This is a genomic window from Thermococcus sp., from assembly GCF_015523185.1.
Classification (GTDB): domain Archaea; phylum Methanobacteriota_B; class Thermococci; order Thermococcales; family Thermococcaceae; genus Thermococcus.
Genome location: NZ_WAKV01000067.1, coordinates 31,802 through 57,461, shown reverse-complemented (window position 1 = coordinate 57,461; position 25,660 = coordinate 31,802). Strand labels below are relative to the sequence as shown.

General features: G+C 51.7%; 33 protein-coding genes, 1 tRNA gene and 1 pseudogene. 21 read left to right on the top strand and 14 right to left on the bottom strand.

What is annotated here, in order from left to right; genetic code table 11:
* On the top strand, positions 1 to 1,266 hold a 1,266-nt coding region (locus tag F7B33_RS08140), incomplete at its 5' end, for a C1 family peptidase (RefSeq protein ID WP_297074074.1).
* Positions 1,267 to 1,286: 20 nt separating this feature from the next.
* Here the strand turns inward: F7B33_RS08140 and F7B33_RS08135 are convergent.
* Both F7B33_RS08135 and F7B33_RS08130 read right to left on the bottom strand, forming a co-directional pair.
* Entirely contained in the window at positions 1,287 to 1,796 is a 510-nt protein-coding gene (locus tag F7B33_RS08135; protein WP_297074072.1) for an NUDIX hydrolase, read from the bottom strand.
* Positions 1,797 to 1,874: 78 nt separating this feature from the next.
* Entirely contained in the window at positions 1,875 to 2,714 is an 840-nt protein-coding gene (locus F7B33_RS08130; protein WP_366927528.1) for a carbohydrate kinase, read from the bottom strand.
* Between the two features lie 108 nt (positions 2,715 to 2,822).
* Between F7B33_RS08130 and F7B33_RS08125 the strand changes: the two genes are divergently transcribed.
* From F7B33_RS08125 to F7B33_RS08115, 3 genes are read left to right on the top strand one after another with little or no spacing between them, the layout of a single operon-like run.
* Positions 2,823 to 3,146: a Gar1/Naf1 family protein gene (locus F7B33_RS08125; protein ID WP_297062665.1), complete on the top strand. Its 324-nt coding sequence runs from the start codon at positions 2,823 to 2,825 to the stop codon at positions 3,144 to 3,146.
* 5 nt (positions 3,147 to 3,151) lie between these two features.
* Positions 3,152 to 4,063, top strand: coding sequence for a transcription initiation factor IIB (locus F7B33_RS08120; protein ID WP_297062681.1), 912 nt, complete (start codon positions 3,152 to 3,154; stop codon positions 4,061 to 4,063).
* A 2-nt stretch (positions 4,064 to 4,065) separates the two neighbouring features.
* Positions 4,066 to 4,554 (top strand): metallophosphoesterase, encoded by a 489-nt coding sequence (locus F7B33_RS08115; protein WP_297062663.1) that lies wholly within the window; start codon positions 4,066 to 4,068, stop codon positions 4,552 to 4,554.
* 14 nt (positions 4,555 to 4,568) lie between these two features.
* On the opposite strand, the gene hpkB is transcribed toward F7B33_RS08115, so the two are convergent.
* Positions 4,569 to 4,772, bottom strand: coding sequence for an archaeal histone HpkB (gene hpkB, locus F7B33_RS08110; protein ID WP_011251239.1), 204 nt, complete (start codon positions 4,770 to 4,772; stop codon positions 4,569 to 4,571).
* A gap of 352 nt (positions 4,773 to 5,124) precedes the next feature.
* Here hpkB and rbcL point away from each other — a divergent pair, with 352 nt between their 5' ends.
* Both rbcL and F7B33_RS08100 read left to right on the top strand, forming a co-directional pair.
* Positions 5,125 to 6,459 (top strand): type III ribulose-bisphosphate carboxylase, encoded by a 1,335-nt coding sequence (gene rbcL, locus F7B33_RS08105; RefSeq protein WP_297074071.1) that lies wholly within the window; start codon positions 5,125 to 5,127, stop codon positions 6,457 to 6,459.
* A 134-nt stretch (positions 6,460 to 6,593) separates the two neighbouring features.
* Positions 6,594 to 7,132 (top strand): annotated as a pseudogene (locus tag F7B33_RS08100) (thymidine kinase).
* Here the strand turns inward: F7B33_RS08100 and thrC are convergent.
* Complete coding sequence (thrC, locus tag F7B33_RS08095) at positions 7,112 to 8,293, bottom strand: threonine synthase (protein ID WP_297074084.1); 1,182 nt, start codon at positions 8,291 to 8,293, stop codon at positions 7,112 to 7,114. The pseudogene F7B33_RS08100 and the gene thrC sit on opposite strands and share 21 nt — an antisense overlap.
* A gap of 109 nt (positions 8,294 to 8,402) precedes the next feature.
* On the opposite strand from thrC, the gene F7B33_RS08090 reads away from it, so the two are divergent.
* The gene (locus tag F7B33_RS08090; RefSeq protein WP_297062653.1) at positions 8,403 to 8,996 is read left to right on the top strand and encodes an ArsR family transcriptional regulator; all 594 of its coding nucleotides are present in this window, start codon (positions 8,403 to 8,405) and stop codon (positions 8,994 to 8,996) included.
* A 27-nt stretch (positions 8,997 to 9,023) separates the two neighbouring features.
* Here the strand turns inward: F7B33_RS08090 and F7B33_RS08085 are convergent, their stop codons facing one another.
* Complete coding sequence (locus tag F7B33_RS08085; protein WP_042691737.1) at positions 9,024 to 9,227, bottom strand: 30S ribosomal protein S17e; 204 nt, start codon at positions 9,225 to 9,227, stop codon at positions 9,024 to 9,026.
* Positions 9,228 to 9,353: 126 nt separating this feature from the next.
* Here F7B33_RS08085 and F7B33_RS08080 point away from each other — a divergent pair, with 126 nt between their 5' ends.
* The 6 genes from F7B33_RS08080 to F7B33_RS08055 are packed head-to-tail and all read left to right on the top strand — an operon-like array spanning position 9,354 to position 13,549.
* Positions 9,354 to 9,782 (top strand): DUF371 domain-containing protein, encoded by a 429-nt coding sequence (locus tag F7B33_RS08080; protein ID WP_297062651.1) that lies wholly within the window; start codon positions 9,354 to 9,356, stop codon positions 9,780 to 9,782.
* A gap of 36 nt (positions 9,783 to 9,818) precedes the next feature.
* On the top strand, positions 9,819 to 10,487 hold the full coding sequence (locus tag F7B33_RS08075; RefSeq protein WP_297062677.1) for a TIGR00703 family protein: 669 nt from the start codon (positions 9,819 to 9,821) through the stop codon (positions 10,485 to 10,487).
* Positions 10,488 to 10,517: 30 nt separating this feature from the next.
* Positions 10,518 to 11,822 (top strand): glycerate kinase, encoded by a 1,305-nt coding sequence (locus F7B33_RS08070; protein WP_297074070.1) that lies wholly within the window; start codon positions 10,518 to 10,520, stop codon positions 11,820 to 11,822.
* 30 nt (positions 11,823 to 11,852) lie between these two features.
* On the top strand, positions 11,853 to 12,494 hold the full coding sequence (locus tag F7B33_RS08065; protein ID WP_297074069.1) for a phosphatidate cytidylyltransferase: 642 nt from the start codon (positions 11,853 to 11,855) through the stop codon (positions 12,492 to 12,494).
* Positions 12,495 to 12,506: 12 nt separating this feature from the next.
* Positions 12,507 to 13,154: a SprT family zinc-dependent metalloprotease gene (locus tag F7B33_RS08060; protein ID WP_297074068.1), complete on the top strand. Its 648-nt coding sequence runs from the start codon at positions 12,507 to 12,509 to the stop codon at positions 13,152 to 13,154.
* Entirely contained in the window at positions 13,133 to 13,549 is a 417-nt protein-coding gene (locus F7B33_RS08055) for an NfeD family protein (protein WP_297062642.1), read from the top strand. Before F7B33_RS08060 ends, F7B33_RS08055 begins: the two co-directional genes overlap by 22 nt.
* Here F7B33_RS08055 and F7B33_RS08050 read toward each other — a convergent pair.
* The gene (locus F7B33_RS08050; RefSeq protein ID WP_297074067.1) at positions 13,506 to 13,751 is read right to left on the bottom strand and encodes a hypothetical protein; all 246 of its coding nucleotides are present in this window, start codon (positions 13,749 to 13,751) and stop codon (positions 13,506 to 13,508) included. The genes F7B33_RS08055 and F7B33_RS08050 overlap by 44 nt on opposite strands.
* A gap of 242 nt (positions 13,752 to 13,993) precedes the next feature.
* Between F7B33_RS08050 and F7B33_RS08045 the strand changes: the two genes are divergently transcribed.
* Positions 13,994 to 14,425: a CoA-binding protein gene (locus tag F7B33_RS08045; RefSeq protein ID WP_297074065.1), complete on the top strand. Its 432-nt coding sequence runs from the start codon at positions 13,994 to 13,996 to the stop codon at positions 14,423 to 14,425.
* Between the two features lie 18 nt (positions 14,426 to 14,443).
* On the opposite strand, the gene F7B33_RS08040 is transcribed toward F7B33_RS08045, so the two are convergent.
* Positions 14,444 to 14,521: transfer RNA gene (locus F7B33_RS08040), tRNA-Pro, on the bottom strand.
* 66 nt (positions 14,522 to 14,587) lie between these two features.
* On the opposite strand from F7B33_RS08040, the gene F7B33_RS08035 reads away from it, so the two are divergent.
* From F7B33_RS08035 to F7B33_RS08020, 4 genes are all read left to right on the top strand, one after another.
* Positions 14,588 to 15,643, top strand: coding sequence for a glycosyltransferase family 2 protein (locus tag F7B33_RS08035; protein WP_297062675.1), 1,056 nt, complete (start codon positions 14,588 to 14,590; stop codon positions 15,641 to 15,643).
* A gap of 63 nt (positions 15,644 to 15,706) precedes the next feature.
* Positions 15,707 to 16,420 (top strand): ATPase domain-containing protein, encoded by a 714-nt coding sequence (locus F7B33_RS08030; protein WP_297062637.1) that lies wholly within the window; start codon positions 15,707 to 15,709, stop codon positions 16,418 to 16,420.
* Positions 16,417 to 16,845 (top strand): hypothetical protein, encoded by a 429-nt coding sequence (locus F7B33_RS08025; protein WP_297074064.1) that lies wholly within the window; start codon positions 16,417 to 16,419, stop codon positions 16,843 to 16,845. The genes F7B33_RS08030 and F7B33_RS08025 overlap by 4 nt, the downstream gene beginning before the upstream one ends.
* A 44-nt stretch (positions 16,846 to 16,889) precedes the next feature.
* The gene (locus tag F7B33_RS08020) at positions 16,890 to 18,560 is read left to right on the top strand and encodes a DUF4910 domain-containing protein (RefSeq protein ID WP_297074082.1); all 1,671 of its coding nucleotides are present in this window, start codon (positions 16,890 to 16,892) and stop codon (positions 18,558 to 18,560) included.
* Here F7B33_RS08020 and F7B33_RS08015 read toward each other — a convergent pair.
* Positions 18,547 to 18,873 (bottom strand): transcriptional regulator, encoded by a 327-nt coding sequence (locus F7B33_RS08015; RefSeq protein ID WP_297062633.1) that lies wholly within the window; start codon positions 18,871 to 18,873, stop codon positions 18,547 to 18,549. The two genes, F7B33_RS08020 and F7B33_RS08015, sit on opposite strands and share 14 nt — an antisense overlap.
* 64 nt (positions 18,874 to 18,937) lie before the next feature.
* Positions 18,938 to 19,585, bottom strand: coding sequence for a metallophosphoesterase (locus F7B33_RS08010; RefSeq protein ID WP_297062631.1), 648 nt, complete (start codon positions 19,583 to 19,585; stop codon positions 18,938 to 18,940).
* 457 nt (positions 19,586 to 20,042) lie between these two features.
* On the opposite strand from F7B33_RS08010, the gene F7B33_RS08005 reads away from it, so the two are divergent.
* Complete coding sequence (locus F7B33_RS08005; protein ID WP_297074081.1) at positions 20,043 to 20,837, top strand: nitrilase; 795 nt, start codon at positions 20,043 to 20,045, stop codon at positions 20,835 to 20,837.
* Here the strand turns inward: F7B33_RS08005 and F7B33_RS08000 are convergent.
* Positions 20,825 to 21,589, bottom strand: coding sequence for a class I SAM-dependent methyltransferase (locus tag F7B33_RS08000; RefSeq protein ID WP_297074062.1), 765 nt, complete (start codon positions 21,587 to 21,589; stop codon positions 20,825 to 20,827). The two genes, F7B33_RS08005 and F7B33_RS08000, sit on opposite strands and share 13 nt — an antisense overlap.
* Positions 21,590 to 21,683: 94 nt before the next feature.
* Between F7B33_RS08000 and F7B33_RS07995 the strand changes: the two genes are divergently transcribed.
* Complete coding sequence (locus F7B33_RS07995) at positions 21,684 to 22,391, top strand: hypothetical protein (protein ID WP_297074079.1); 708 nt, start codon at positions 21,684 to 21,686, stop codon at positions 22,389 to 22,391.
* Positions 22,375 to 22,767, top strand: coding sequence for a sigma factor-like helix-turn-helix DNA-binding protein (locus F7B33_RS07990; RefSeq protein WP_297062626.1), 393 nt, complete (start codon positions 22,375 to 22,377; stop codon positions 22,765 to 22,767). Before F7B33_RS07995 ends, F7B33_RS07990 begins: the two co-directional genes overlap by 17 nt.
* On the opposite strand, the gene F7B33_RS07985 is transcribed toward F7B33_RS07990, so the two are convergent.
* Genes F7B33_RS07985 through F7B33_RS07970 form a run of 4 tightly spaced genes read right to left on the bottom strand, consistent with a single transcriptional unit; the run spans position 22,764 to position 25,659 of the window.
* The gene (locus F7B33_RS07985; protein WP_297074061.1) at positions 22,764 to 23,507 is read right to left on the bottom strand and encodes an SdpI family protein; all 744 of its coding nucleotides are present in this window, start codon (positions 23,505 to 23,507) and stop codon (positions 22,764 to 22,766) included. The two genes, F7B33_RS07990 and F7B33_RS07985, sit on opposite strands and share 4 nt — an antisense overlap.
* On the bottom strand, positions 23,494 to 24,282 hold the full coding sequence (locus tag F7B33_RS07980; RefSeq protein WP_297074060.1) for a DUF1648 domain-containing protein: 789 nt from the start codon (positions 24,280 to 24,282) through the stop codon (positions 23,494 to 23,496). The genes F7B33_RS07985 and F7B33_RS07980 overlap by 14 nt, the downstream gene beginning before the upstream one ends.
* Positions 24,269 to 24,637 carry a PadR family transcriptional regulator gene (locus F7B33_RS07975; protein WP_297062667.1) on the bottom strand — a complete coding sequence of 123 codons (369 nt, stop codon included), beginning with the start codon at positions 24,635 to 24,637 and terminating at the stop codon, positions 24,269 to 24,271. The genes F7B33_RS07980 and F7B33_RS07975 overlap by 14 nt, the downstream gene beginning before the upstream one ends.
* Positions 24,638 to 24,678: 41 nt before the next feature.
* On the bottom strand, positions 24,679 to 25,659 hold the full coding sequence (locus F7B33_RS07970; RefSeq protein ID WP_297074058.1) for a DUF3887 domain-containing protein: 981 nt from the start codon (positions 25,657 to 25,659) through the stop codon (positions 24,679 to 24,681).
* Between the last annotated feature and the right edge of the window lies 1 nt (position 25,660).

Below are 25,660 nucleotides of genomic sequence, written 5' to 3'. Positions count from 1 at the left end.
GACAACGCAACGTTCTATCTCTCAACGTACTCAATAAACGGCGAGAAGTGGCTCCTGAACCACGGGTTCGACGCCCTATACACCCTCTCCAACTTTGAGTGGATGTTGCACTACATACCCATTGGACAGTACTCATCTTGGCCATGGTACTTCCTGAACTTTAACAACTACTACCAAAGCTGGCAGGGCGGACACGCCGTCACAATAGTTGGATACACCGACACGGCAGTTACTCCTGACGGTCAGGGTGCCCTGGTTATGGTCAACTCATGGGGAACCGGATGGGGTGACAACGGCTACTGGAAGTTCTCTTACCAGGCCATTAGAAGTGCCGGAGAGAACTTCAACGTCTCCATAGATGGTGTTTTCAACACCAGCTTCCAGATTGAGTGGCCCACTATATATGGTGGAAGTACTGCCTTCGTTTACGTTCCGAAGGCCGCCAATTATACCCCGACTGCAATGATAACCCTAGGCATAAAGCACCCGCTCAGGGGGGAGATAATCGATGGAGTTTTTGATTACCTGAATGGCGAAACTGTCCCTGGAGGAATCCCGGTGGCAGTTTACGCCGTTGAGGGGAACCAGAAGGAGGAGCTTTGGGGGCAGAGCTTCCTGAACTTTATGATAGATGAGATCTGGGCCAACACCACAACTCCAGTTAACCTTTCAACCTGGGCAATTCCCCAGGCACACCCGTTCCCCAACAGTCCAATGGCATTCGATATCACGGGTGCACTTGAAAGCCTGTCATATTACGTCAATTCAGGACATCCGCTACCAAAAGCCCTTGAAGTCGTAGTAAGACTCAGGGACAAAGTTATCGACAACTACACTGGTAGCGTTTACGAGTACGGTCTGACTGTAATGACACCCGATGGACATCAAATTCAGGTGTCAAAGAACGACATCAACGTTGCAATACCCCAAGGAAAATACGTGAATATTACCATAGAGATACCGCTGGCACAGATGAAGAAGTATGTCGTATCCCATGGACACAGGGGCATTGTCAGGAAATCAAAATTTGAAGTAACTGCAGTAACTCTCGTTAAGCCAGAAAGTGCTTACTTATACATGAAGAACATTTTAAACGGAAAAGTCAAAAAGTTCAAGATGTCAACTACTGACGGTTTCTACTTTGTAATAAAGGGCTCATCACTTAGGGGGCTCAGACCTGGGCCCTACAAATACTGGATCGTCTTTGTCTACGGAAACGGCCAGAAACTTTCGTTGCCTGCCCATCGGGTCAACCTTGGACGGTGAACACTTTCCCTTTTTCTTTATTAGCTTCTGTTGTAATTGAGTGCGTCCCTAAGTATCTTTGCATGGTCAAAGGCCAGCGGAAGCTTCTCGGCCTCGTCAATCGGAACGACGTGGACTTCCTTCGCATCGTCACCAGCTTTGAGTTCACCCTCACCAAGGCAGAGGAAGGCAACCGAAACCGTGTGTCCCCTCGGATCCCTGTTCGGCTCGGAGTAAACTCCTACCATCCTTAGGATTCTGACGTCAAGACCTGTCTCTTCCTTTATCTCCCGTTTCAAAGCTTCCTCAATGGTTTCCCCGTACTCCACAAAGCCACCCGGCAGGGCAAAGCTGTTCTTAAAGGGTTCCCTCTTCCTCCTTACAAGAACGACACCGCCTTTGTAGAGGACAACACCGTCCACGGTAAGGCCTATGCACCTGTGGAGCTCGGCTCTTAGGCCGTGCTCTTCGGCAAGCCTCTTTACTTCCTCCCTGAATCCACTTATGTCTTTATCCTTGGGTGCTTTAACAAGAAGGACGTATCTGTCCATACCACTCACCTCAGGGAAGTCCCTTCTCATCAGCGTTCAGCGTGCTGACGTTTCATCATCGGTCATTTATTTTTTAGCTCAACCGCTTAAAGCCTCAACGGTTACTCTCTTTGAAAGCTCGCCCACTTCGTCCATCCCAAAATCAACCGAGCGGTACTTTAAGAAGAGCGCTGTAAAGGCAACGGCCCTCTTAAGGGACTGGATGAATGGGCAGTTCAAGTAAAAACCTGTGAAGGCACCGAGAAAGATGTCCCCAGCGCCCGTTGATTCCTCCACGTCCACCTTAACAGGGACGAAACGATAGGGTCTTCCGCGGAGGTAAGCGGTTCCAGGATTGGGTCCGTTGGAGAGCAGAAGAACGTCAAAGGAGTCGGGGTTTAGGGTGAGGTAGCCCATCTCATTCACATCTCCGTGGAGAACATTAACGCCCTTTAGGAAGGACCCGCCCCTTCTAATGAGCCTTACCTGACCCAGTTCAGGTGAGCGTATGAACCCCTGAACGTCTGCGGAGACAAGCTTGGCCCTCTCAACGGCATCTCTAACAAGTCCCTCTGGAATCTCGTTTGCAACGGGATTCAGCAGTATAGTATCGTATCTTCCAGCCGGAAGTTCGTTTATTGAAGAGGCGCGCGAGATTAGCCTGAGCTCTCGCCTGTTGGAATCGAGATAGGTCAGCTCGTAGGAGGTCGTTTCCTCCGAGGGAAGAACCGTTAACTTTCCGAGGGAGCGTAGCTCATCAATCCACTCCTCTGGGAGGGTTGAAAAGCTCGTGAGAACCTCAACGTCACAGAAACGGGAGAGGGCTAGGGCCGAGTAGTAGGCACCACCGCCTAGTCTCTCTTCGATTTTTGAACCCCTCTTTATTACGTCCCTGACGACGTGACCGACGACAAGGCATCTCATTTTTACCCGTCCCAATCTTTTATTGTTTGTGATTTGGTGTTAAAAACCTTTCCCAGAAAACCGAAAGGCTTTTAAGGTAAAAAGCGAAAAGTTTAAAAGGAGATGTCGTTTTGGGGTGGGGCTATGAAGCGCTTGGGGAAGGTTTCTCACTATGCGAAGCAGGGTTTCCTCATAGTCAGGACGAACTGGGTTCCATCACTCAACGAACCCGTTGTTGACAAGGATTTGAAGCCCGTTGGTATTGTGAAGGATGTTTTCGGTCCCGTTGATTATCCCTATGTCGCCGTCAAACCAAGGGTTAAGAATCCCGAGAAGTACGTTGGGGCTTTTCTCTATATCGACAAAAGAAAAAGAGAAAATAAACGCGGTAAGAGGTTCAAAGGTAAAGAAGACAGGGGTTCTAGAAAGGTCAAGCGTTCTCGCCCCGCCCCCAGAAGAAGGGGGTGAGAGCGATTACTCCGAAAAGGGTTTGTCCCGTGTGCGGGTCAACGGAGTTTATATACGACCCCAGGAGGGGTGAGATAGTCTGTAAGGTTTGCGGTTATGTAATTGAAGAGAACGTAGTCGATGAGGGGCCGGAGTGGAGGGCCTTCGACCCGGACCAGAGGGCAAAACGTGCCAGAACCGGTGCGCCGATGACGCTCATGATACACGACAAGGGCCTCTCAACGGACATAGACTGGCGCGATAAGGACATACACGGCAACCAGATAACCGGCATGTACCGCTCGAAGATGAGAAGGCTCCGCATGTGGCAGAGGAGGATGCGCATAAACGACGCCGCTGAGAGAAACCTTGCATTTGCCCTGAGCGAACTCGACAGGATGGCGGCTCAGATGCGCCTTCCGAGAAGGGTAAAGGAGGTCGCCGCTTCCCTCTACAGAAAAGCCGTTATGAAGAAGCTCATCCGCGGAAGGTCAATAGAGGGGATGGTTTCCGCTGCTCTATACGCGGCCTGCCGTATGGAGGGAATACCGAGGACCCTCGACGAGATTGCGGCTGTTTCTAAGGTGACCAAGAAGGAGATAGGGAGGAGTTATCGTTTTCTTGCGAGGGGCCTCAACCTGAACCTCCGCCCCACGAGTCCAATTGAATACGTTGACCGCTTTGGGGACGCCCTTGGGGTGAGCTCAAGGACGAAGGAGCGCGCAAAGGAAATCCTTCGCGAGGCCATAAAGCGCGGTATAACCAGCGGGAAAGGACCAACGGGCCTGGCCGCCGCTGCTCTCTACATAGCGTCCCTCCTCGAAGGGGAGAAGAAAACGCAACGCGAGGTGGCAGAGGTAGCCCACGTTACCGAGGTCACGGTGAGGAACAGGTATAAGGAACTCGTTGAAAAACTCGGAATAAACGTTCCGATGTGAATATGATAGCGGTACTGAGTGACACCCACGTGGGGGACAAGGCAAAGGCCCTTCCACTTCCTCTTTTGGAAAAACTTAGGGAAACAAGGCCAGAACTCATTCTCCACGCCGGAGACATAACCTCCCCAGAAGTGCTCGAAACACTGGAAGGGATAGCGCCGACCCTTGCAGTTAGGGGGAACGTTGATTACCTCAACCTCCCAGAGGAGGAGACCATAGAAGTGCAAGAACTTAGAATAGGCGTCATACACGGTCACCAACTTCTTTCGCTCAACGCCCAGTTTTTAACTCTCAAGGCCCTCGATATGGATGTTGATTTGCTAATCTTTGGTCACACCCACCGCTTCTACTTCGACTCCTTCAGTTCGTACGGGAGAAGGGTCTATCTCCTCAATCCGGGTTCTCCAACGTTCCCAAGGTGGGACGAGCCGGGCTTTGTCCTTCTAAAGCCCGGAGAAGAGCCAGAGGTTAAACGGATAAAACTGTGGTAAAGGAAAGAAAGCCATCAGCTCTTGATGGCAAGCTTGATGTCCTCGGCCTTGACGGTCTTCCTGCCGGCGTGCTGGGCGAGGGCGACGGCCTTCTTGGCAATCTCAAGGGCCTTCTCCTCGAGGTGCTCGGCGAGAACCTTGGCGGCCTCCTCGCTGACACGGGCGGCGCCGGCCTTTCTAATAAGCCTGTCAACCGGGGCAATTGGAAGCTCGGCCATTCACAACACCTCCTATTTCTTTTTTGCAGGTTTCTGCGTTCTATTCTAGGAGGGAAGGCATATATAAACTTTTCGGAAAAGGAGCCCTCTGAATGGGTCTATCAGCGCAATTTCAGTTAATCGTCGAGAACTTTAACTCCCTTGGGTTAATCACTAGTTTACACGGAAACGGCAACCCTTGGTGGAAGATTAAAAAGGGAAAGAGGAAAGCTCTGAATGACCAGCAATGGGACAAAAATCCTCCAAAAAAGCCTTCACTTATGCAAATATAAGTCCATCAGACTACAGAATTTGCCAGTAGGGTTTTTATAGGCATGGATGCAATAGAGTGTTTACCGAGGAGGTGTTGCAGATGGTGGAGAAGTTCGACAAGATATACGACTACTACGTGGACAAGGACTACGAGCCGAACAGAAAGAGGGATGTGATAGCCGTTTTCCGCGTTACACCTGCGGAGGGCTACACTATAGAGCAAGCCGCTGGAGCCGTTGCCGCTGAGAGCTCAACAGGAACTTGGACAACGCTTTATGAGTGGTATGAGAAGGAAAGATGGGCTGATATGTCAGCCAAGGCCTACGACTTCGTTGATATGGGCGATGGGAGTTGGGTTGTGAAAATCGCATACCCTCTCCACATCTTCGAAGACTTCAACATGCCCGGCTTTTTGGCCAGCGTTGCTGGAAACATCTTCGGAATGAAACGTGTTAAGTGGCTCCGCCTCGAGGATGTATACCTCCCCGAGAAGTTCCTCAGGGACTATCCCGGACCGGCCTTCGGTATCGAGGGTGTAAGGAAGAAACTTGAAATATACGACAGGCCCCTCTATGGTGTCGTTCCGAAGCCAAAGGTCGGCTACTCACCGGAGGAGCTTTACAGGTTGGCCCTGGACCTCTACACCGGTGGGGCCGATTATCTGAAGGACGACGAGAACCTCACGAGCCCGTGGTACAACCGCTTTGAGGAGCGCGTCAAAGTCGTTACAAAGGCTATGGAGAAGGCAGAAAACGAGACAGGAGAAAAGAAGACTTGGTTTGCAAACATAACCGCCCCAGTTCTGGAAATGGAGAGGAGGCTTGAAATCCTAGCAGACTACGGAGTTCCCCATGCGATGATTGACATCGTCGTCCTCGGCTGGGGCGTTCTCGATTACATCCGCGAGCTTGCAGAGGACTACGGTATAGCTTTGCACGCCCACAGGGCGATGCATGCTGCCTTCGACAGGAACCCCTACCACGGCATCTCGATGTTCGTCATAGCGAAGCTCGCCAGAGTAATCGGTGTTGACCAGCTCCACGTTGGAACCGCCGGTGCCGGAAAGCTTGAGGGAACCAAGTGGGAGGTAATCCAGTACAAGAGGATAATCACCGAGAGCCACTATGTCCCCGATGAAAACGACGTCTTCCACCTCGAGCAGAAGTTCTACCACATGAAGCCCGTCTTCCCGACGAGCTCCGGTGGTCTTCACCCCGGCAATATCGAGCCCGTCATAGAGGCCCTCGGCAAGGACATAGTGCTCCAGCTCGGCGGTGGAACGATGGGCCACCCCGATGGACCCAAGGCAGGAGCCAGAGCCGTCAGGCAGGCGATAGATGCCATAATGCAGGGAATACCTCTTGACGAATACGCGAAGACCCACAAGGAGCTTGCAAGGGCCCTCGAGAAGTGGGGCCACGTTACGCCTGTCTGATGGAGTGCCCGTTTTTGGGATTTCTTTTTGTCTTCTCTTCAAACTTTTCTCTGAAGGTGATTTAACGCACAAGCCCAAGGTCAAGTGGTGGTCCCACGCATCCAGGAGGCCTTCCCGAGGTCATTACGGGCTCGATGTTCGCAGGAAAAACGAGCGAGCTGATAAAGCGAATCAAGAGACAGGCCTATGCAAAGAGAAAAGTCGAGCTCTTCAAGCCAAGCATAGACAACCGCTATTCAACGAGCGACGTCGTTGTCCACAACGGTCTAAGGTACAAAGCCTACTGGTTCCAAGGGGCGAGAATGGTGTTCAAAAGATAGTCGAATTGACAAACCAGAGAGGGCTTTGAGGTAATCGGGGTTGACGAGGTCCAGTTCTTTCCGATGGAAATCGTTGGGGCGTTAAACGAGCTCGCCGACGGGGGAGTTTACGTCATAGCGAGCGGTCTCAACCTCGATTTCAAGGCCGAGCCGTTTCCTGTTACGAGGGAACTGCTCGTCAGGGCGGACAACATCGTTTACCTTACGGCCGTCTGCACGGTCTACGAGAGAGACCGGCGACGAGGAGTCAGAGGCTCATAGACGGAAAACCAGCGCCGAAGGATTCGCCGGTGATAATGGGGGGAAAGGAAAGCTACGAGGCGAGGTGCCGTTTACATCACGAAGTCCCCTGAGAGAACCTTCTCCCACGTTTTCACGTCCTTAAGGCCGTGTCCTGTTGCGACAACCACAACTGTTTCATCTTTGTCTATTACCCCTTCCTCGCGCATTTTCTTGGCGAGAGCCAAGGCTGTTGCAGATGAAGGTTCCACGAAGATTCCCTCCCTGCCGAGGAGCATTCCAGCTTCGGCAGTTTCCCTGTTTGTCACCGTATCCAGGTGGCCATTACTCTCATTAACGGCCTTTATTACGTTCTCCCCGTCAACTGGCTTTTTCACAGCTATGGCGCTCGCTATCGTTGGAACCTTTTTCTCTATTCTCTCAATCGGCTTACCCGTCTTCCACGCCCTAACTATCGCATCGTAGCCCTCTATCTGGGCCCCGGCAATCCTCGGAAGGTTCTCAATGAGGCCGACCTTGTAGAACTCCTTAACACCCTTCCAGATGGCCCTGAGGTGTGTTCCAGCACCGATTGGAACGATAATCCAGTCAGGAATGTTGTAGCGGAGCTGGTCGAGTATTTCAAAGCCCGTAGTTTTCTGTCCCTCGACACGGTAGTGGTAGTTGCCAGTCAAGTAGTAGTCCTCCTCCATAGCCTTCCTCTCGGCCTCGGCGAGGGCCTCGTCGTAGGTCTTTCCGAAGACCTCAACTCTGGCCCCGTACATCCTCGCCTGGGTCAGCTTCTCCTCCGGGGTGCCCTCGGGAACCACTATGGTCACCTCGAGGCCGGCTTTGGCGCCGTAAGCCGAAACGCTCGCCGCCATATTTCCCGTTGAGGCCACTATAACCCTCCTCGCGTGGAATTCGAGGGCCTTCGTTATTTCAACGCTTGAACCTCTGTCCTTGAATGCCCCTGTTGGATTCTCGCCCTCATACTTGACATAGAGCTTTCCTATATCTAGCTTTTCCTCAAGGCGTTTGAGCCTGTAGAGCCTCGTGCCCCCTTCGTTGAGGGTGACTATCCTCTTAAGGTTCGAAACCGGCAGAAACATCCAGTACTTCCAGACGTGCGGGCTTTCCCTGAACCATGGGTCATCATCTTCTATGAGGTTGGCTATGTCTTCATAGTGGTAGGTCACATCGAGAGGGGCCCCGCACTTGGGGCACTTGTATATGCCTGACGCCAAAGGGTATTCGGCACCGCAGTGAGTGCAAACGAGCTTAGCCTCGAACATGACAACCACCAGACCCTATCTAACCCATGGGGTTTTTAAACCCAGCTTTTACACCGAAAACGTTTAAAGGCTGTTTTCTAACTTTAAGTTAGGGAAAGGGGGTGAGAGCATGGAATCAAGCGAGATGGGTAAGTTGCTGGACATACTGGGGAATGAAACCAGGCGTAGGATTCTCATCCTCCTCACCAAGAGACCCTACTTCGTCAGCGAGCTCAGTCAAGAACTTGGAGTTGGGCAAAAGGCGGTCCTTGAACACCTTCGAATCCTCGAAAGGGCAGGTCTCATCGAAGGAAGAACAGAAAAGATACCCCGAGGAAGGCCGAGAAAGTACTACACCATAAAGCGTGGCTTTAGGTTAGAGGTCCTTCTAACACCTTACACATTTGGCACGGAGATGTACGAGCCAAAGAAGCCGAGGCAAACCGCTGAATACGCCCAGGCGAGGCAACTCATAAAGTCCACCGAGCCCGTGGAGACAAAAATAAACGAGCTAATCCAGTTCCTTAACGAGATTGAGAGGCGGGTTGAGGAGGTAATGAAGACTAAGCAGGAGCTGGAGGAAGTCAGACTGCTCGTAGAAACATACATAGAGAACCTCCTCAGGAGAATAGCCCAGGAGAACGAAAGGGAATTCGAGAGGATTATACGTGAATTGGGCCCGAGGCTCCCAAGGAAGATAATGGAAGACCTGAACGACTTTTAGAAAGCGAGTAGAGAATAAAGAGGGCCGTTAAAGTATTTTGCCCTCTTCCTTCATTCTAACGAGTCTGGTTATGTAGCCGGCAATCCTGTTTCTGATGGTCTTGCTCGTGACGTTGGTGAGCTCCTGAACCATCTTCTTGTTGTGCTCAAAGTCCCTCGTGAACTTATCCGGATACCTGTCAAAGAGCTCGCGAGCGGTCCTCTTGATGAAGGTCTGCTTTATGTTTCCCATCTCCACCACCTCTACTCTGACCCTGTGGCCGTATCTCAAATCAAGGGCATCTTTTAAAAGTTTTCCCACCATCAGACGAGCAGATGAAAACCCAAGGGTTTTATAGGGCAAAGAAAAGCTGAACCTATGCTCATGGAAACAATACACTGCAGGGGACATAAAAACGTTAGGGCAACACACCGCTCAACACTGGAGATAACCACGGAGGACTTCCTCACCCCGAGGGGGGACTGCATAATCTGCGTTTCAGCCGATAAGGCCCTGAAAGACCTGAGCGAGGAGTTCAAGGAGGCCCTGAGAAAGGGGGCCAAACTAAGGGTAGTGATTAGAGCTGGAGACGTTGAAGATGAAGTAATTGCCCATGGAAGCCCGGAGTTAAGACTCGAAAGTTCAGTCTCGATGGTGATAAGGAAGAGTGACTACATAGACGGAAGGACATTAGCTATAAGGGCCAACAAATCCGCCAAGGGCCTGAAGAGAGAGCTTGTGGAGCTCCTCAAAAATCCGAAAACCAAGGTTACTGTGGAGCTCATAATTGAGGAGGAAAAAGCTTAAAAGTCTCAACTCTTTTATTTACTTGAGGTGAAGAAAATGCTTGAGGGCTACTACATAGTTGAGAACACCGGAGTGGTTCCAGCCGAGAGGAGGTTCAAGTTCAAAGATTTGAAAGCCTGGGGCTACGACCTGCACCTTGGAACCATAGACGGAAGGGAGGCGTACTTCGTTTCAAGGGCCGGAACGAGGGAAGAGGGCGAAACCTACACTCAGGACGGCAAGGAGTACCACATCAACGAGACCCAGAGGGAGATACCGAAGAACGCCAGACTCCTGGCAAGGATAATCATAGAGAAGGGCCAGCCCTACCTTGAGTTCTGGCTCGATACTGAGGAGGGCAACTTCCCCCTGGCGAAGGAGGACCCAAGGATAATCCTCCATCGCTTCTGGACGGCCAAGAAATTTAACCAGCTCGAAAAGCACGTGGGAAGCGTGGGCTTAACAACGGACTTCTTCAAGGACAGAGTTTTCGTCAAGAGCATTCCCCTCCCCTATGAGGAGTACCCGCCGAAGGTCAGGCGTGTAATCAGAGAAGTCAGGGACATACACCGCGACATGACGGGCTTCGGAAGGTTCGTTTTCCAGTACTACGGCGAGGAAGACAAGAGCCACAACTACCGCCTCTGGTGGCTCTTGCCGACGATACACCTCTTTGACATCGAAGTTTCGAACGAGGTCGACAAGGTTTTGGCTATGCTCGACTGATTTTTAAGCCCTTTTTCTTTAGCCTTCTACATGCCAGAGAAAGACACCCTGTTTAAGCTGGTTGGAAAAGCACTGGAGTCAGCCGACCCGTACTTGGCGGTTAAACGTTCTCTGATGTTCAAAGAGGGAAAACTTAGGGTAGAAGAAACCGAATTCGAGATTAAGGGAAAAGTTCACGTCCTGGCCATCGGAAAGGCATCCTGCAAAATGACCAGGGCCCTTTTCGACGTTCTTCCTGAGGAGACGATTGGGAAGTCCCTTGTGGTGACGAAATACGGCTACACAGAGGACTCTCCTAAAAGGGTCAGGGTAATCGAGGCCGGACACCCCGTTCCGGACGAAAATTCCCTTTTGGCCGGGAAACTTGGGCTGGAACTGGCAAAAAATGTGAAAAAGGAAGATATACTCCTCACACTGATTTCGGGGGGAGGCAGTGCCCTTTTTGTGTATCCCGCTGGGGACATAAGCCTGAACGACTTGAAAATTACGAACGAACTCCTCCTGAGGAGTGGGGCAACGATAAGGGAGATAAACACCGTGAGAAAGCACATCTCCCGGGTTAAAGGAGGGAGACTTGCAAAGGTTGTAAAGGGAACGGTGGTTAGCCTGATTATCTCGGACGTTATTGGGAACGACGTGAGTTCAATAGCCTCGGGGATAACGGCACCGGACCCAACAACATACGTAGATGCCTACGAGGTTCTGGTTAGGAGAGGCATCTTGGAAAAGCTACCCGAGTCGGTTCGGGAACACATAGAAATGGGACTCAAAGGTCTAATAGAGGAAACTCCCAAGAGCCTTCCAAACGTTCACAACTTCATAATAGCCAACAACGAGAAAGCCTGCGAGGCCGTTGCGGAGAAGGCCAGAGAACTCGGGTTTAATTCCGCGGTCATGACAACGACGCTTGAGGGTGAAGCAAAGGAAATTGCACTTGCAGTGGGCTCTATCGTGGAAGAAATCGCAAAAAAGGACAGACCCCTGAAAAGGCCAGCCCTCATGATCTTCGGAGGAGAGTGGACGGTAACGGTTGGCGATTCAAAGGGATTAGGCGGTCCAAATCAGGAGTTCGCCCTCAGCATAGCGAGGAAGATAGCAGGACTGAACGCGACGGTTGTGGCCTTCGATACAGATGGCACCGATGGACCTACTGAAGTAGCTGGCGGAATAGTAGATGGGGAAACCCTGAGGAAGCTCGAAGAGGCCGGAATAGACATTGAGGAGGTATTGAAGAACCACGATAGCTACCGCGCCCTCAAGAAAGTTGGAGCGCTCCTCAAGACAGGGCCGACGGGGACGAATGTGAACTCCATGGTGGTTGTAATGGTTCGCTAAATTTTTAGTCCCTTTTCAGTAGTCTCAGACATGCCAAAGATGAAGTCAATCTCCAGAAGAGAGCTGGTTAGAAAGCTCTGGCACGCGTCCCCTGGAATCCTCGGCGCTCCAATAATACTGTTCACGCCGAAATGGGTTACTCTGCTCGTCGTCTGGTCGCTGGCCTTTCTCTACACCCTACAGCATCTAAAACTGCTCAGGGGATGGAAGTTCACCGTGCCGATAGCGGATTTAAGCTATAAAACGATGGCGAGGGAAGACGAGAGGGACAACTTCATGGGTAGCTTTCTTTTCTGGACAACGATGGGGATTATATGCACGGTATTTCCAAAGCTCATCGCCCTCTCCGCGCTCTGGGTTTCAACCTTCGGCGACTGCTTTAACGCAATCGTCGGCCAGGCCGTTGGCGGGCTGAGGATTCCCTGGAACAGACGAAAAACGCTCGTTGGGAGCGCGACGATGTTCCTCGTTTCAGCCCTCGCACTCTGGGGAGCGCATAGAGTTCTTTCGCTGAACCCTAATTCGAACTTAATCTTTGGAGTGGCGTTTATCGTGACTCTAATCGAGAGCCTTCCCCTGCGCTCGGCCTACGACGAGTTCACAGTTCCCTTCGCCACGACATTCCTTCTGTGGCTCGCCTACGGCGGGAGTCTGCTCCAAACAGCGTGGTAATCTGGTGGTCCGATGAAGGTCGAGGTTCGAAGGAGGCCCGTCAGATACGCGAGGCTTGAAATAAAGCCCGATGGCAGGGTTGTCGTTACGGCACCGGAAGGTTTTGACGTCGAGGCCTTTCTGAGGAAGCACAAACGCTGGTTGCGAAACCGGCTGGCGGAGCTCGAAGAGGTCAGGCGTGAATCTAACAGGGGCTTCCCGCTCTTTGGGGAGTTCTACAGGATGGAGTACGGAAACGTTGTAAGAGCTGAAATCAAGGGAAAAACGCTCATTCTGCCAGCCAACAGAGAGAAAGCCAGGGAATCTCTCAAAAAGCTCCTCAGGGAGAGGCTCACGCCGTTGATTGTCCTCTACTCAACGCTCCTCGACGTCTCGCCCGGAAGGATTTACATCCGAAACCAGAAGACGAAGTGGGCGAGCTGTTCAAGCAGGGGAAACCTGAGCTTTAACCTCCGTCTCGTCGCGCTACCAGGGGACATAATAGATTATGTTGTAATCCACGAACTGGCACACCTGAGGCACCTCAACCACTCCCGCGAGTTCTGGACCCTCGTTGGGAGATTTTACCCCGACTACGGAAGGGCGAGGAGGGAACTAAGGCGCTGGTGGGGAATAATTGAAGTAAACGAGGGGTGGAGATGGCTGGAAGGTCGGGAATGAGCGGAAGGATTCTCAAATTTATAGCACTGACTGCCGATGAGATAGTCGTGGCAGTCGTCCTGCTCGTTGTTCTACCCGCCGCTGGAATAGGCGTGCCCCCGCCAATTACAGGGCTGATTCTGGGAGTTCTGTTAATCAAGGACATTCTAATAGCATCATACGTCCTCGGCGGGGGCCTTGAGAAAAAGCCATCAACTGGGACCGAGGCCTTAATAGGCCGAAAAGCGAGGGTAGTTGAAGATTTAACCCCCGAAGGAATCGTCAAGCTCGACGGCGAGCTGTGGAGGGCTGAGTGCGTTAACGGAATCGCAAAAGCGGGGGAGACGGTTAGGGTTGTAAAAGTTGGAGGGACTAAGCTCCTCGTGGAACGCCTAGAGACAGAAGAACCTCGCTGAGTTCCCCCTGCCTGTTGGTCGTAAAGGAGACGTCCCAGCTCCTTCGCCTTCTCAGGTAAACGCAGGCCTTCCCCGGAAGGGTAAAGTGGACTTTTGCAGGACAGCTCGTCCAGCCCCCTCTGACGGCGAACCACTCGATTTCGTCGAGCTTAACCGTCTTCCGAATCATGAAGCCGAGATAACCGTTATGAGAATCTTTCATCGTAAATCCTTATCCTGGTTGCCATGGCCTCAAGGACGACCGCAAGAGTGAGCCCATAGCGATGGTCATTATCTCGACTCCCCTACCTTGTGAAACGCTCAGGTAGAGGCCGGTGACCATCGCTACCAACGGCGGGACGAGGAGCGCGATTATCCACTTGGAGTTTCCTCATAGAGCATGACCATTGGTAGAAGTTTCCACCAACGCTTTAAACTCCTTCCCAAACTCATGATGGTGATACTATGGTTAGGATAACCCCTGTTGACAGGCTGACCGACAATGATGTGAGGGAGATTCTGACGAAATACCGAAAGATTGCCCTAGTTGGGGCATCACCAAAACCGGAGAGGGATTCAAACGAAGTTATGCGCTATCTAATCGAGAAGGGCTACGAGGTTTATCCCGTTAACCCGCGCTATTCAGAAGTCCTTGGGAGGAAGTGCTATCCGAGCGTGTTGGACATTCCAGACGAAGTTGAGATAGTTGACCTCTTCGTGAGACCGGAATTCACGCGGGACTACGTCGAGCAGGCGATAAAGAAGGGAGCAAAGGTTGTGTGGTTCCAGTTCGGAACTTACGACAGGGAGGCCTTTAAGCGAGCCAGAGAGGCCGGTCTAATAGCCGTCGCCCACCGTTGCATAAAGCGGGAGCACGAGAGACTTTTTGAGGACTGAAGCGGGAGAAAAGTTCTCTGGTGGGGCCGCCGAGATTTGAACTCGGGTCTCCGGCTCCCGAAGCCGGAAGGATAGACCAAGCTACCCCACGGCCCCATGCCCGCTCATAAGGACTTCGCAGGGCTTATAAAGTTTACGGACTACCACGGCAGGGTGTGTGGAATGAAGGTTAGCGTCATCGTTCCGACTTACAACGAGCGCGAGAACCTTCCTGAGCTCTTCGAGAGGATTTCGAAGGCCCTCAGGGATTACGATTATGAGATAATCGTCGTTGATGACGACTCCCCCGATGAAACGTGGAAGCTAGCCGAAGAGCTGTCGAATAAGTATCCCGTCAGGGTAATCCGAAGAACCGACGAGAAGGGCCTCTCCTCTGCTGTAATCAGAGGGTTTAAGAAAGCGGAGGGCGACGTTTTCGTAGTTATGGATGCGGACCTACAGCATCCCCCCGAGGTAATCCCCCAGCTCCTCAGGGCAATCGAAGAGGGGGCCGACATAGCGATAGCGAGTCGCTACGTTCCGGGGGGAGGCGTTAAGAACTGGTACTGGTACAGAAAGCTCATCTCAAAGGGTGCTATAATGCTCGGTCGTTTGGCCCTTCCAAAGATAAGGAAGGTGAAGGACCCGGTGAGCGGGTTCTTTGCCCTCCGGCGGGATGTTGTGGAAAACGTTGAGCTCAATCCCGTTGGCTTCAAAATCCTCATGGAAATTCTCATAAAGGGCAACTACAAGAGGGTCGTGGAAGTTCCATTCGTCTTCGGCCTGAGGAAAGCCGGCGAGAGCAAGCTGAGCGGAAAGACGATGCTTAACTACCTTAGGCACCTCTACAGGCTCATGCGCTGGGAAGGGGAACTAGACAGGCTGATAAAGTTCTCCATCGTCGGCTTTTCCGGGATTATCGTTAACGAGGGTTTTCTATGGCTGTTCGTTCATCTGGGCATTGATAAGTACATTGCCAACATACCGGCGACGGAACTCGCGATACTCAACAACTTCCTCTGGAACGACCTCTGGACGTTTAAGGACCTCAAGAGGAAGCCATTGTGGAAGAGGCTCGTTAGCTTCCACATCGCCGCGTTAACAGGTGCCCTAGTCCAGTGGGCGATATACGTTCCCCTCGTGTGGCTTGGCCTCCACTACCTCATAGCCAACCTAATCGGCATTGGGGCTTCCTTCATAGTGCGCTTCGCAGTTAACAGGCACGTCACGTGGGGTTGAATCTTCTCCCAGGGGTAACATTTAATACTGGGCTTTCTCTAACTTCTCGGGGGTGCGCGGAAAATGTACGTAGGCGAGCTACTCAAGGGACTCGACAGACTGCCCACCGGCGTTCCGGGGCTCGATAACCTTATCGGCGGTGGCTTTCTGCCGGGAAGGGTTTACCTCGTTACAGGCCCCCCGGGGAGCGGAAAGACCACCCTGGGAATTCAGTTTCTTGTTGAAGGCGCCAACAACGACGAGAAGGGCCTTCTCATTTCGCTCTTTGAAACACAGGACGTTATCTTACGTGATATGCTCCGCTACAACTTCGGAATCCTAGAGCACTTTCAGTCAAAGAAGATAGCCTTCTACGACCTCGGCGAGATTCTCTTGAGTGCCAACCGCGAGCTAACGTGGGAGGAGTTATTCAAGCTTCTCATCGAGATTATCAAGCGCGAAAAGGCCAAGAGGGTTGTGATTGACTCCTTCAGCCTCTTCGAGTCCTTCGTCAGTGACCCGGCCGGAAAGAAAAAGGCCCTGGGGAGGTTCGTCAGACTGCTCCGCTCCCTTGAGGTCACGACACTTCTCCTCGCGGAGATGCTGAGCTCCGAAAAGTACACCGACGAGTATTACCTAGCTGACGGCGTCATAGTGCTCCACCACTTCATGCGCAACTACCAAATGGTGAGGGCGCTCCAGATACTCAAGATGCGTGGCGTTCCCCACGACAGCAACCTTAAGAGGCTCCGCTTCACAACCGACGGGATAAGGGTCTACCCGGAGGCTCCGCTATGACGGACGAGAGAAAGGCCCTCCTCAAGGAGGCCTACCAGTTCGGCTACTTCGTCGGCTTCAGGGGTCACAGCGAGTGGGCGGAGTGGGTCAGGCAGAAGAGGGAGGAGCTCTACCAACGGGCCGAGGAGCTGGGAATCTACGAGCTGGTTAAGGATGCATACCGGAAGGGAAAAGAGCTCGGAAAGAGGGAAAAGGAGGAGAAGCTCTACGAGGGCCTCGTTGCAAGGGTTGAAAAGGAGGAAGAGCCAAGGGTAAGAAAGATTTCCCCTCATAGGGTTGAGGCCAAACTGCCTGAGGAAACACCTTCCAAAATCGAGCGCGACTACGTGGAGTTCCTCCAGAGCACAAAGCTCACGATGCCTCCTGAACTGCTCGACTCCCTCAAGCATTTGGAACTCCCGAAGATGCTCCGCCTTGGTGAGTAGGCAACCTTTTATACTTCTTTCTCCACGTTAATACGGTGGCCTTCATGAAGTTACCAGACGTCCTGCTCAGCCCGGAGCTTGTTCTGAAGAATATTTCTGAGATAGCCGAGTTCCATCGGATTCAGGGCTCGCGCGAACTCGTTGAGAGCGTTAAGTTTATCAAAGAAAAGCTCGACTCCTTTGGCGTTGAGAACGAACTTCTAATGGACTCCTACGATGGAAAAACCTGGCATGGAACCCTAGCTTCTCCCATAGCGTGGAACCCAATTCGCGGTGAGCTCTCCTACAATGGAAAGGCGCTCACAACCGACGAGAGCCCGCTCCTGATAATGGCCCACTCGCCGGGGGGAGAGGTCAGGGCCGAGGTCCTGCCGATTTTCCGCGAGGAAGACTGGAATGAGGCGGAAGGAAAGGTCGTTATTACCAACAAAGACTGGAGAAACTCCTACAGAAAGGCCAACGAGGCTGGGGCAAAGGCCTTCATAGCCTATCGCGAGGGAACTGGGGAGTTCTATCCATACATAGGCCTCTTCCTTACAAAAGAGGACCTTGAATGGGCGAGGATTCCAGCCTTGGCAGTTCCCGAGAGCGTCGCAAAGGAAATGGTTTCCAAATCCCTCAGAGGTGGTCTTGAGGTTAGCCTGTCCGTTCACGTTGAAACACCCTCCAGAGAAGACCTCCCAATGCTCTACGCAAAGGTGGGCGAACCGCCTTACGTAGTTTTCTCCGCTCACATCTGCCATCCAAAGCCAGGGGCCAACGACAACGCGAGCGGGAGTGCGATGCTAATCGAGCTGGCGAGAAAGCTCAGCGAGGCTTACAGGGGCGCATTCCGCTTCGGTTTCGCTTTCCTTTGGGTTCCCGAGTACCATGGGACGCAGGCCTTCTTCGAGAGGGCGAAACCGGAGGAGTATTACGCAAACATAAACCTCGACATGGTTGCAGGGAGTCCAGACAGGAGTGGTTCAACGCTGATGCTCGTGAGGACTCCGCTCTCGCGCTTTTCCGTAGTTTCCGGCCTGCTTGAGCACTTCCTCTGGAGTTTTAACAGGAAAGGAAAGAGCTTCTCCGGAAGCGAGATTCCTGCAATAGCGTTCAAGGCCTATCCCTATGAAATGGGAAGTGACCACGACGTCTTCAACTTCTTTGGTATTCCTGGAACCATGCCGATAACCTGGCCCGACAGGTTCTACCATTCGAGCGGTGACACATTAGAAAAGGTCAGCCTAGAGACGATTTCAATAATCGGTAACGCGGTTCTTTCCACGGCCCTCTCGCTCGCGGAAGGAGAAAGGAAAACGCTGAGAAGGTTCGCGAGGGGCTACGCGATGAAGGTCCTCGGCGAGCTCTCGATGGTCAGAGATACTGAGGAGAGCGAGAGGCTCGTAATGAGGGGCCTCGCGAGGGATTCGGAATTCCTTGGGTTGAATCTCGGTCACGGTTTTGAGGACAAACCCTGGCTCCACTGGAATGTCAAAGGAGTTCTGAACGAGAGGTTGATTAGAGCGAGGAACGGAAACTGGGAGGAGTTCAGAGAACTCACCGAGGACAGAAGGGTTTACTCCCAGCTCCACGAACTGTTAATGCTATCAGAGGTTCTTCCAAAGGAGAGAGCCTTTAGAACTCTTTCCGAGGAATACGGCAATGTCGCAGTAGAAAAACTAGAGAGGCTGGTAAAGCTTCTTGAGGATGTGAAGATAGTTACTCCCTCTTAAGCTCTCTTTCTATTTCATCTATCCTTTCAAGGAGATACCTTTTAAGGTTCTCAAGGAGTTCCGCGGGGGAAACTGCCGTATAGGTGTAACCAAGCCAACCCTGCTGGATTAGCTCCCTCTTCAGCATTCCCCTTTTGTAGAGGCTGAGAACGTGCTCTCTAACGGAGCGCTCGCTTATGCCGAGCTCCCTGACTATCTCGGTAATCCTCATTGGCCTCTTCTTCTCAAGGAGCAAGCGATAGATTCTTAGCTCGTTCTTCTTGACTCCCAATGAGCGAAGGAGCGCTTCCAGTCTCTCATAAACGTCGCTCATCTCTCTCACCACTCAGGTTCTCACCTATGAAATACTTTATGCATGGGTCTTAATAAGGGTTTTCTTAAAGTTTGAGCTCGCCGAGATAAATTCCCTCGGGAAGGAACAGCTCAGCTTTTTCCGTGTTTTTCAGAAACGGGACGAGCTTCAGCCCTTCCCTGACGTCGAAGCCCTCTATGTAAGGGTTTACCGTCGGCAAGACAAGGAACTTTCCAGTTCTAACGAAGACCTTGACCTTTCTGGCAACCCCGCCGGATTTCAGCGTGTAGGCCGGATGAGCGTGGCCGAGAAAGGCCTCATCAAACTCCACCCCCGGCAACTTCGTATGCCCGTGGAGAAAGAGCTGGCCGTCTATTAGAAAATACTCCCGCACTTCGACGTTCGAAAAATGCTCTGCAACTTCCTCAATCCTTCCGTCGTGATTGCCCTTTGCGATGAAAACCCTAACATCCCTCAGTGCCGAGAAAAAGCGAAGTAGCATCTCCTTCAGGCGAAAACTCAGGCCGAGCGGTTCCTTCAGGTCCCCCAGAATTACTAGGGAATCCACTTTGCCTTCAAGGACGAACTCCGCAAGCCTTTCCTCGAAGCGGGTTCTAATCCTAAGACCACGCGAGAGCTCAAACCCTATATGGGGGTCCGCAATAAGAAGCGTTTTTCCTAGGGACGTGTCAATCAAAAGAGATAGACGCTCGAAATCGGAAAAAGGAGACATAGAACCACCGGGCATCAGATAAGCCCGCGCTCCTTCCTGCGCTGTCTCTTGAGGCGCCTAATCCTCTTCTTAATCCACTTCCACCTCATCCTACCCTTCTTCTTCCACTTCCTTGGTCTGCGCTTCATGAGCATCACCCCGGAGTTCCTTCAGCCTTAGCTCAAGAAGTCCCTTTTTAAGCTTTTCTCAGGGTTTGAAACTTCCCAAAATCCGCTGATTTTTGTTCAGAAAACTTTACAAGGGGTTTTGATTGGTTAAACTTTTCAGCCTTTGGCACCCTTTTTACTAAATTTAAGGACGTTTAATCCTCTAGTTTTATTCATGCGTTGTTGTTCGTATCTCATGGAAACTTTATCCTGTAAAAATCCTTTTCTCTGGCTAAAACATCAATGAGAATCGTGATTCAGCCTCCGCTAAGCTTATCTATCTCAAAGGAGTATTCTAAGGGGTGATGCTCATGAAAGTGGCCTACGTCCAGATGGAACCTACGTTCCTCGACCCGGAAAAGAACTACTCGAAGGCCGAGAGACTCGTGAGGAAAGCGAGGGAAAAGGGAGCCCAGCTGGTCGTTCTTCCCGAGCTCTTTGACACGGGCTACAACTTCGAGAGCAAGAACGAGGTCGAAAGCGTCGCTGGTCAGATTCCAGACGGCCCAACGACGGAGTTCCTCGTGGAGCTCGCGAGGGAAGAGGAGGTTTTTATAGTTGGAGGAACTGCGGAAAAGGACGAGAGGGGGAACCTCTACAATTCGGCCGTTATAGTGGGCCCGCTCGGCTGGGGCTATATCGGGAAGTATCGCAAAATCCACCTCTTCAACAGGGAAAAGCTCTTCTTCAAGCCCGGAAACCTCGGCTTCCACGTCTTCAACATTGGCATAGCAAAAGTAGGGGTCATGATATGCTTCGACTGGTTCTTCCCGGAGAGCGCGAGGACGCTGACGTTGAAGGGAGCGGATATAATAGCCCACCCAAGCAACCTTGTTATGCCTTACGCTCCCAAAGCAATGCCGATTAGAGCTCTGGAAAACCGCGTTTATACGATAACGGCAAACAGAATCGGGGAAGAGAGGGGTTTAAGGTTCATAGGGAAGAGCACGATAGCCTCCCCCCTAGCGGAGGTTCTGGCCATGGGTAGTGAGGATAGTGAAGAAGTTGCCGTCGTCGAGGTTAACCTCTCGCTGGCGAGGGACAAGAGGATAAACGAACGCAACGACGTATTCAAGGACAGAAGGCCCCAGTACTATGTTCTATAAGGCCCACGAAGGTAAATTATGTCCCCAACGTTCACGACTCCGTGCTCGCTTTTCCTTATTATCCTTGCCTCTTCAAAGAGGGCTTTTCCTATCCCAGCTAACCCCGCCAAGTCCCAGTAGCGCGTTTCTATCTCACCAATCTTCTCCCAGTCCGGCAGCTTGTAGTAGCCACGCCGTATTACCCCCCTCACTGGGTTGTAGCCCTCGTCGAGGGAAATTACCATGTAGTCCTCGCCCCTTACCTCCGGCACAATCTCGCGGTAAGCTTTCCTGTAGAAGAAGGCCCCAAAGCGGTCGGTTTCTTCAAGGAGGAATACACCGTCGCCCTCAAGAACCCTCGCAACGTTCCTGAAGAGCTTCGCCGCTTGAAACGGGTCGAAGTGGGGCATCGTGTGGCCGAAGATTAACGCCACGTCAAACTTCCCGAGCTTTCTCAGGTCGTCGAGGCAGTCCATAACGGCCCCGTAGATTTCTCCGCTAGTCCAGTTTTCAACGAGGAGCAAGTCCTCCTTTCTCTTGTCCACGACCGTTAGGGAAGCTTCGTAGCCCCACTCCTTCAGCGTCTCGTAAAGGGACGCTCCCGCAATTCCAGTTCCCGCACAGAGGTCGAGAACGCGGAGTTTTCTCCTCTCCGGAAACAGGCCCTCCTTAACGGCCCAGTTGAAGAAGGAACGTAAGCCGATAAACCTGTTCTGGGCGACCTCGCTTTTTGGGTCCATAAACGTTCTCAGGTAGCGGTAGAGCTCCTCCATGCTCCCACCTTTGGCCCTTCTCGCGAAGGGTTTTAAACCCATCGAAAGGTTTAAGACCTTGTCAACTTACATAGGTTGACGAGGGGTGATAACAATGGCACGTTTTCAAGGCCACCCAATTGAAGATGCAATAGTCATACTCATTGGAGGACTTTATTTTGTCTCACTTCTAACAAAAGCCAGCTGGCTAGTGACACTTGGAGGGATTATGTTCATGATTTTCCTCCCAACATTTCTCTTCGGCAGGAAAGTAGAGATTCGTGGGGATAGAATAGTCCTCAAATTTGAGTGCCCACCGTTTTTCCCCAAAATAGAAGTCTCCCCAGGAGATATTGTAGAAATAATTGACCTTGAGCAGGCTGAAGAAGTGCCTCCAATAAAATACTACAAAAAGGCACTAGGATTTACCCTTCTGTGGCTTTTGGTCGGATTTACTGGGCTAATTGAGAAGCCAGAATGGGCTTTTGTTTGGGCTGGGTGGATTTACTGGGGAATCATTGGGTTTCTGACTCTAATTTTTCCTAAGAAGCTCAGAAAACAGGGTGCGATTGTTCTCCTTAGCTTCAGCGTGATAGTGTCTTACGTACTCTATTTGCTAAACGTTAGCTTGTATCCCTTCTACATCTTTCTGGGTTTTATCCTCGTCCTTTCGTATCTTACAGACCTCCGAGAGAAAGCCATTATCTTAGTAACAGAAAAGGGCACTTATTTCATATATTCAATTGATTATAAGAAGTTAGTTGAACTCCTAAAGACCATAGGGAGGCTTTCGAGCGGTGGTCCAAATGTTCAAACTGCCTGAGGGCATGGAGCGGGTCTGGCTCATGAAGGCCAAAGGAATGCGCGAGGTGGAGATAGCCCAGACCCTCGGGATTTCAAGGCAGGCCGTCAACAAGGCCCTGAAAGAGGCGAGGGCAAAGCTCTTCGAGGCCTTTTTCGGCCTTGCCGAGGTTTTCTCGTGGGAGGTAGCAAGGGTAAACGTTGAGAAGGGCTTCATGGTCGCTCTGGGAGAGTGTGGCAATGAGAACGCGCGTGTCTATGCATTCTACATTCCTGGGAAGGGAGTAAGGGCGTTTTTTGAAGGAGAGTTTCCAGAGTACATTCTGAAGCACGCGGTCGAGATGGGAATAATCGAGAAGCCCGACAAAAAAGAACTCGTGAAGGCGCTTGAGAGCTAATAGTAGCCCTCCTCGTAGGTGCTAGTTAAAGCTATGAAGGCCGCATAGAATACCGCCCCGAGGGAAACGAGGAGCAGAAGGATTCCAACGAGCGGACTTGCGTTTGGCTTTAAAGCAACAACGGCCAGCTGGAGAGTCATCATCGCCGAGATGACCGTCATCGCTCTTGCGAAGCCGAGCGCCATCTCTCCCCTGAACTTCGGTGCCAGCTGGAAGACGAGGGGTCGGGAGGTGAGAACCGTCAGCGCGAGGAGAAAGGACTGGGCGAGGACGATTAGGACAAATCCGGAATCCCCCTGGAGTTCTCCTGTGAGGATTAAGGCGAATGAGAGACTTGTGAAGACCGATTGGAGGGCGATGTGTTTCCCAACCCGTGGAGGCTCTATCTTTCTTCCGGGTTTCTCCGGCGCTTCCTTGAGGGATTCCTCCAGCTCGTACTCGCGCTTTGCCACCAGGTAAGCGAGGACCACCGTTGTTCCGAGGCAAATGAACAGGAGGAACATCAACCAGTTCATCGGGAGGAATGGGGAGAGAACCACGAGGAGGAGACCAGTTATTATCGTTCCTATTCCAGAGACGCGGTTTGCTTTTCTCCCTGCGCGCTCCGAGAGGTAGGTGTATCCTATCCTGAAACCGATTCCCGGCTCGTCCTTAGCTTTAAACGTTAGCAGTCCAGCTATTGCAAGAAAGACCCCGAGAAAGACTGCCCAGAGGATTTTGAGGAGCTCATACTCGTTCATTCCCCCTCACCGTGAGGAGTCTGTACGTTCCTATGAAGGCAAGGGCCAAGAAAAGCCAAACCGAGTAGGACACTGCTCGCGAAGAGAGTTCCCCGGCGTTGTATAGGACAATTGCAGAGAACATCAGAACAGTTCCAAAGCTCATCAACGTGTTGAACTCAAACCATCCTAGGGGCGAGAACCGCTTTCTTCCAGCGGAAAAGCCCGGGTTTCTTCCGAGAATTGTCAGAAGGAAAAAGAGTCCCCATGTTAATATGGGCATTCCCAGGGCTCCCCACGTCCGTGACATGAAGCCGTTTGGAGTTCTGAAGGCATTAAAATGAACTGCAATAATTTCGGGGAGTTTATCCCAGTTCAGGGCAACGATGAGGAGATACACACTCATGAAGGCCAGCTGGAGGAAGAGGTAAGGTTTAATATTTACCAGTATTCTTCTCCCGGCGGGTTTTTCAGGGGCTTCTAGGGACAGTTCCTCCATCTCATATGTATTCTTGGCAACGATTATTGAGAGGATTAAACCTCCAATGAGCCCTGCAACCATGACGAGCATGAAGGTAACCTCGGAGGTATCTATAATGGAGAGACCGGCCAAAAGAAGGGAGAAAAACACAAAAAACAGCCCTCCAACTGTGTTGGCCTTCCTCCATGCTTCTTTTGAGACGTATGTGTAACCTACCCTAACACCAATGAAGGGGTTCTGTTTATTCCTGACGGCAAAGGTCAGGAGACCTGCTAAGAGAAACGTAATTGAGATGAACATTTCAAAGGCGTCCAATCTCATCACCCCACCTTTCAAGGGTTTTGATTATAGTCTCAACCTCCTCCCTCAGCCCATTCAAAACCTCCCACCCGAGCTCTGTGAGGCGGTAGTACTTCCTCGGCCTGCCATTGACTTCCACCCAGAGGTCCTCGACGAGCTTGTACTTCTTCAGGCTCTTGAGGATGTCGTAAAGGGCTCCCTCGCTTGGAACTAACTTTCCACCGCTCAGCTCGCTTAGCTTTTTCCTTATCGCGTAACCATGGAGCTCTTCTTCCCTTTCAAGAATGGAGAGAATCAGATAAGAATAAAGACCGGAGCGGAGGTCTTTTCTGAGCTTTTTGAGGGCCTTTTCCTTTGGATTTCCAAGCAATCTCCTTACCCCCATGTGAATACAGGATGAAACATAAAACTTCACCATATTACTGCAGGCTCTTCGCTCTCGGCTTTCGCCAAGGGAAGGAGCTTTGGAAGGACTATTAATGAAACTCCGAGCATAATCCCATATCCAGCTAAGAGGAAGAATCTCGACTGGGCCACATGCCAGTAGGAGGCCATGCTGTCAACGACCCAGTGAACGAGAACCATTGCCAAGAGGGCCTTTTTTCCCCGGCCGTTTCTGTAGGAGTACGCAAAGAGAATCGTTGTGGACGTATGGAAGAGTAGCGCAAGGGTTCTCTCAATGAGTCCCAGAAGGGAACCTCCTGCGATGGCCGAGATAATTGCCACGTAGGTGGTCTCGCCGAGCCCAAAACCAATGCCTACATAGGCCGCTTTTCCGAGGGTTTTGTCCCTAGAGAAGTAGTACTTCAACGGTTCCTGGAGGAGGCCCGCTATGAAACCGCCCCAGAGGGAGAGAACGACCGGGTTGGTTATACCAAGGTAGCCTGGAATCATCTGTATCGGGGGTTGGACCACGAGTACGGGAATTATCAGGAACGCTCCAAGGATAAGCTCCCCCGTATGGAACTTTCTTAGGTATGCCCAGATTAGGAGTAAACCGAGCAGTCCTCCGAGGAGCGGATAGATCGCTTTTCCTGGACTAAAACCCGGGGCGAAATGGAAGCCTTCGACCTTCCCATCTTTTACTGTGACGCTCACGGTGTAGTTGCCTTTCTCGGCTATAACACGGTAGTAGTAGATTTGGTATCCGCCTTTCTCCTCCGTTTTCTCGAGCTTGTAGCCACTAATCGGCCCGTATTCCTTCACAAGTTCACTTCTGATGCCGTTGAACACCTTCTCGGTGAAGAGCTTCTTCATGTCGTCCCCGAGGTACGGCTCAACAAGGGAGTAGTTACCTGTTTTAAGGGCTTCCATCATTGCCTCTTGAGGTGTTAAAGCGAAAACGTAGTCCAAGAGAAGCAGAAAAACGAGAAGCGCCAGAAGGCGTTTCATA

Excerpts from the sequence above, each read along its gene's own strand:
- F7B33_RS08135 (WP_297074072.1), bottom strand. The coding sequence starts at position 1,796 with ATGGACAGATACGTCCTTCTTGTTAAAGCACCCAAGGATAAAGACATA.
- F7B33_RS08125 (WP_297062665.1), top strand. The coding sequence starts at position 2,823 with ATGAAGCGCTTGGGGAAGGTTTCTCACTATGCGAAGCAGGGTTTCCTC.
- F7B33_RS08115 (WP_297062663.1), top strand. The coding sequence starts at position 4,066 with ATGATAGCGGTACTGAGTGACACCCACGTGGGGGACAAGGCAAAGGCC.
- hpkB (WP_011251239.1), bottom strand. The coding sequence starts at position 4,772 with ATGGCCGAGCTTCCAATTGCCCCGGTTGACAGGCTTATTAGAAAGGCC.
- rbcL (WP_297074071.1), top strand. The coding sequence starts at position 5,125 with ATGGTGGAGAAGTTCGACAAGATATACGACTACTACGTGGACAAGGAC.
- thrC (WP_297074084.1), bottom strand. The coding sequence starts at position 8,293 with ATGTTCGAGGCTAAGCTCGTTTGCACTCACTGCGGTGCCGAATACCCT.
- F7B33_RS08090 (WP_297062653.1), top strand. The coding sequence starts at position 8,403 with ATGGAATCAAGCGAGATGGGTAAGTTGCTGGACATACTGGGGAATGAA.
- F7B33_RS08085 (WP_042691737.1), bottom strand. The coding sequence starts at position 9,227 with ATGGGAAACATAAAGCAGACCTTCATCAAGAGGACCGCTCGCGAGCTC.
- F7B33_RS08080 (WP_297062651.1), top strand. The coding sequence starts at position 9,354 with ATGCTCATGGAAACAATACACTGCAGGGGACATAAAAACGTTAGGGCA.
- F7B33_RS08075 (WP_297062677.1), top strand. The coding sequence starts at position 9,819 with ATGCTTGAGGGCTACTACATAGTTGAGAACACCGGAGTGGTTCCAGCC.
- F7B33_RS08070 (WP_297074070.1), top strand. The coding sequence starts at position 10,518 with ATGCCAGAGAAAGACACCCTGTTTAAGCTGGTTGGAAAAGCACTGGAG.
- F7B33_RS08065 (WP_297074069.1), top strand. The coding sequence starts at position 11,853 with ATGCCAAAGATGAAGTCAATCTCCAGAAGAGAGCTGGTTAGAAAGCTC.
- F7B33_RS08060 (WP_297074068.1), top strand. The coding sequence starts at position 12,507 with ATGAAGGTCGAGGTTCGAAGGAGGCCCGTCAGATACGCGAGGCTTGAA.
- F7B33_RS08055 (WP_297062642.1), top strand. The coding sequence starts at position 13,133 with ATGGCTGGAAGGTCGGGAATGAGCGGAAGGATTCTCAAATTTATAGCA.
- F7B33_RS08050 (WP_297074067.1), bottom strand. The coding sequence starts at position 13,751 with ATGAAAGATTCTCATAACGGTTATCTCGGCTTCATGATTCGGAAGACG.
- F7B33_RS08045 (WP_297074065.1), top strand. The coding sequence starts at position 13,994 with ATGGTTAGGATAACCCCTGTTGACAGGCTGACCGACAATGATGTGAGG.
- F7B33_RS08035 (WP_297062675.1), top strand. The coding sequence starts at position 14,588 with ATGAAGGTTAGCGTCATCGTTCCGACTTACAACGAGCGCGAGAACCTT.
- F7B33_RS08030 (WP_297062637.1), top strand. The coding sequence starts at position 15,707 with ATGTACGTAGGCGAGCTACTCAAGGGACTCGACAGACTGCCCACCGGC.
- F7B33_RS08025 (WP_297074064.1), top strand. The coding sequence starts at position 16,417 with ATGACGGACGAGAGAAAGGCCCTCCTCAAGGAGGCCTACCAGTTCGGC.
- F7B33_RS08020 (WP_297074082.1), top strand. The coding sequence starts at position 16,890 with ATGAAGTTACCAGACGTCCTGCTCAGCCCGGAGCTTGTTCTGAAGAAT.
- F7B33_RS08015 (WP_297062633.1), bottom strand. The coding sequence starts at position 18,873 with ATGAGCGACGTTTATGAGAGACTGGAAGCGCTCCTTCGCTCATTGGGA.
- F7B33_RS08010 (WP_297062631.1), bottom strand. The coding sequence starts at position 19,585 with ATGTCTCCTTTTTCCGATTTCGAGCGTCTATCTCTTTTGATTGACACG.
- F7B33_RS08005 (WP_297074081.1), top strand. The coding sequence starts at position 20,043 with ATGAAAGTGGCCTACGTCCAGATGGAACCTACGTTCCTCGACCCGGAA.
- F7B33_RS08000 (WP_297074062.1), bottom strand. The coding sequence starts at position 21,589 with ATGGAGGAGCTCTACCGCTACCTGAGAACGTTTATGGACCCAAAAAGC.
- F7B33_RS07995 (WP_297074079.1), top strand. The coding sequence starts at position 21,684 with ATGGCACGTTTTCAAGGCCACCCAATTGAAGATGCAATAGTCATACTC.
- F7B33_RS07990 (WP_297062626.1), top strand. The coding sequence starts at position 22,375 with ATGTTCAAACTGCCTGAGGGCATGGAGCGGGTCTGGCTCATGAAGGCC.
- F7B33_RS07985 (WP_297074061.1), bottom strand. The coding sequence starts at position 23,507 with ATGAACGAGTATGAGCTCCTCAAAATCCTCTGGGCAGTCTTTCTCGGG.
- F7B33_RS07970 (WP_297074058.1), bottom strand. The coding sequence starts at position 25,659 with ATGAAACGCCTTCTGGCGCTTCTCGTTTTTCTGCTTCTCTTGGACTAC.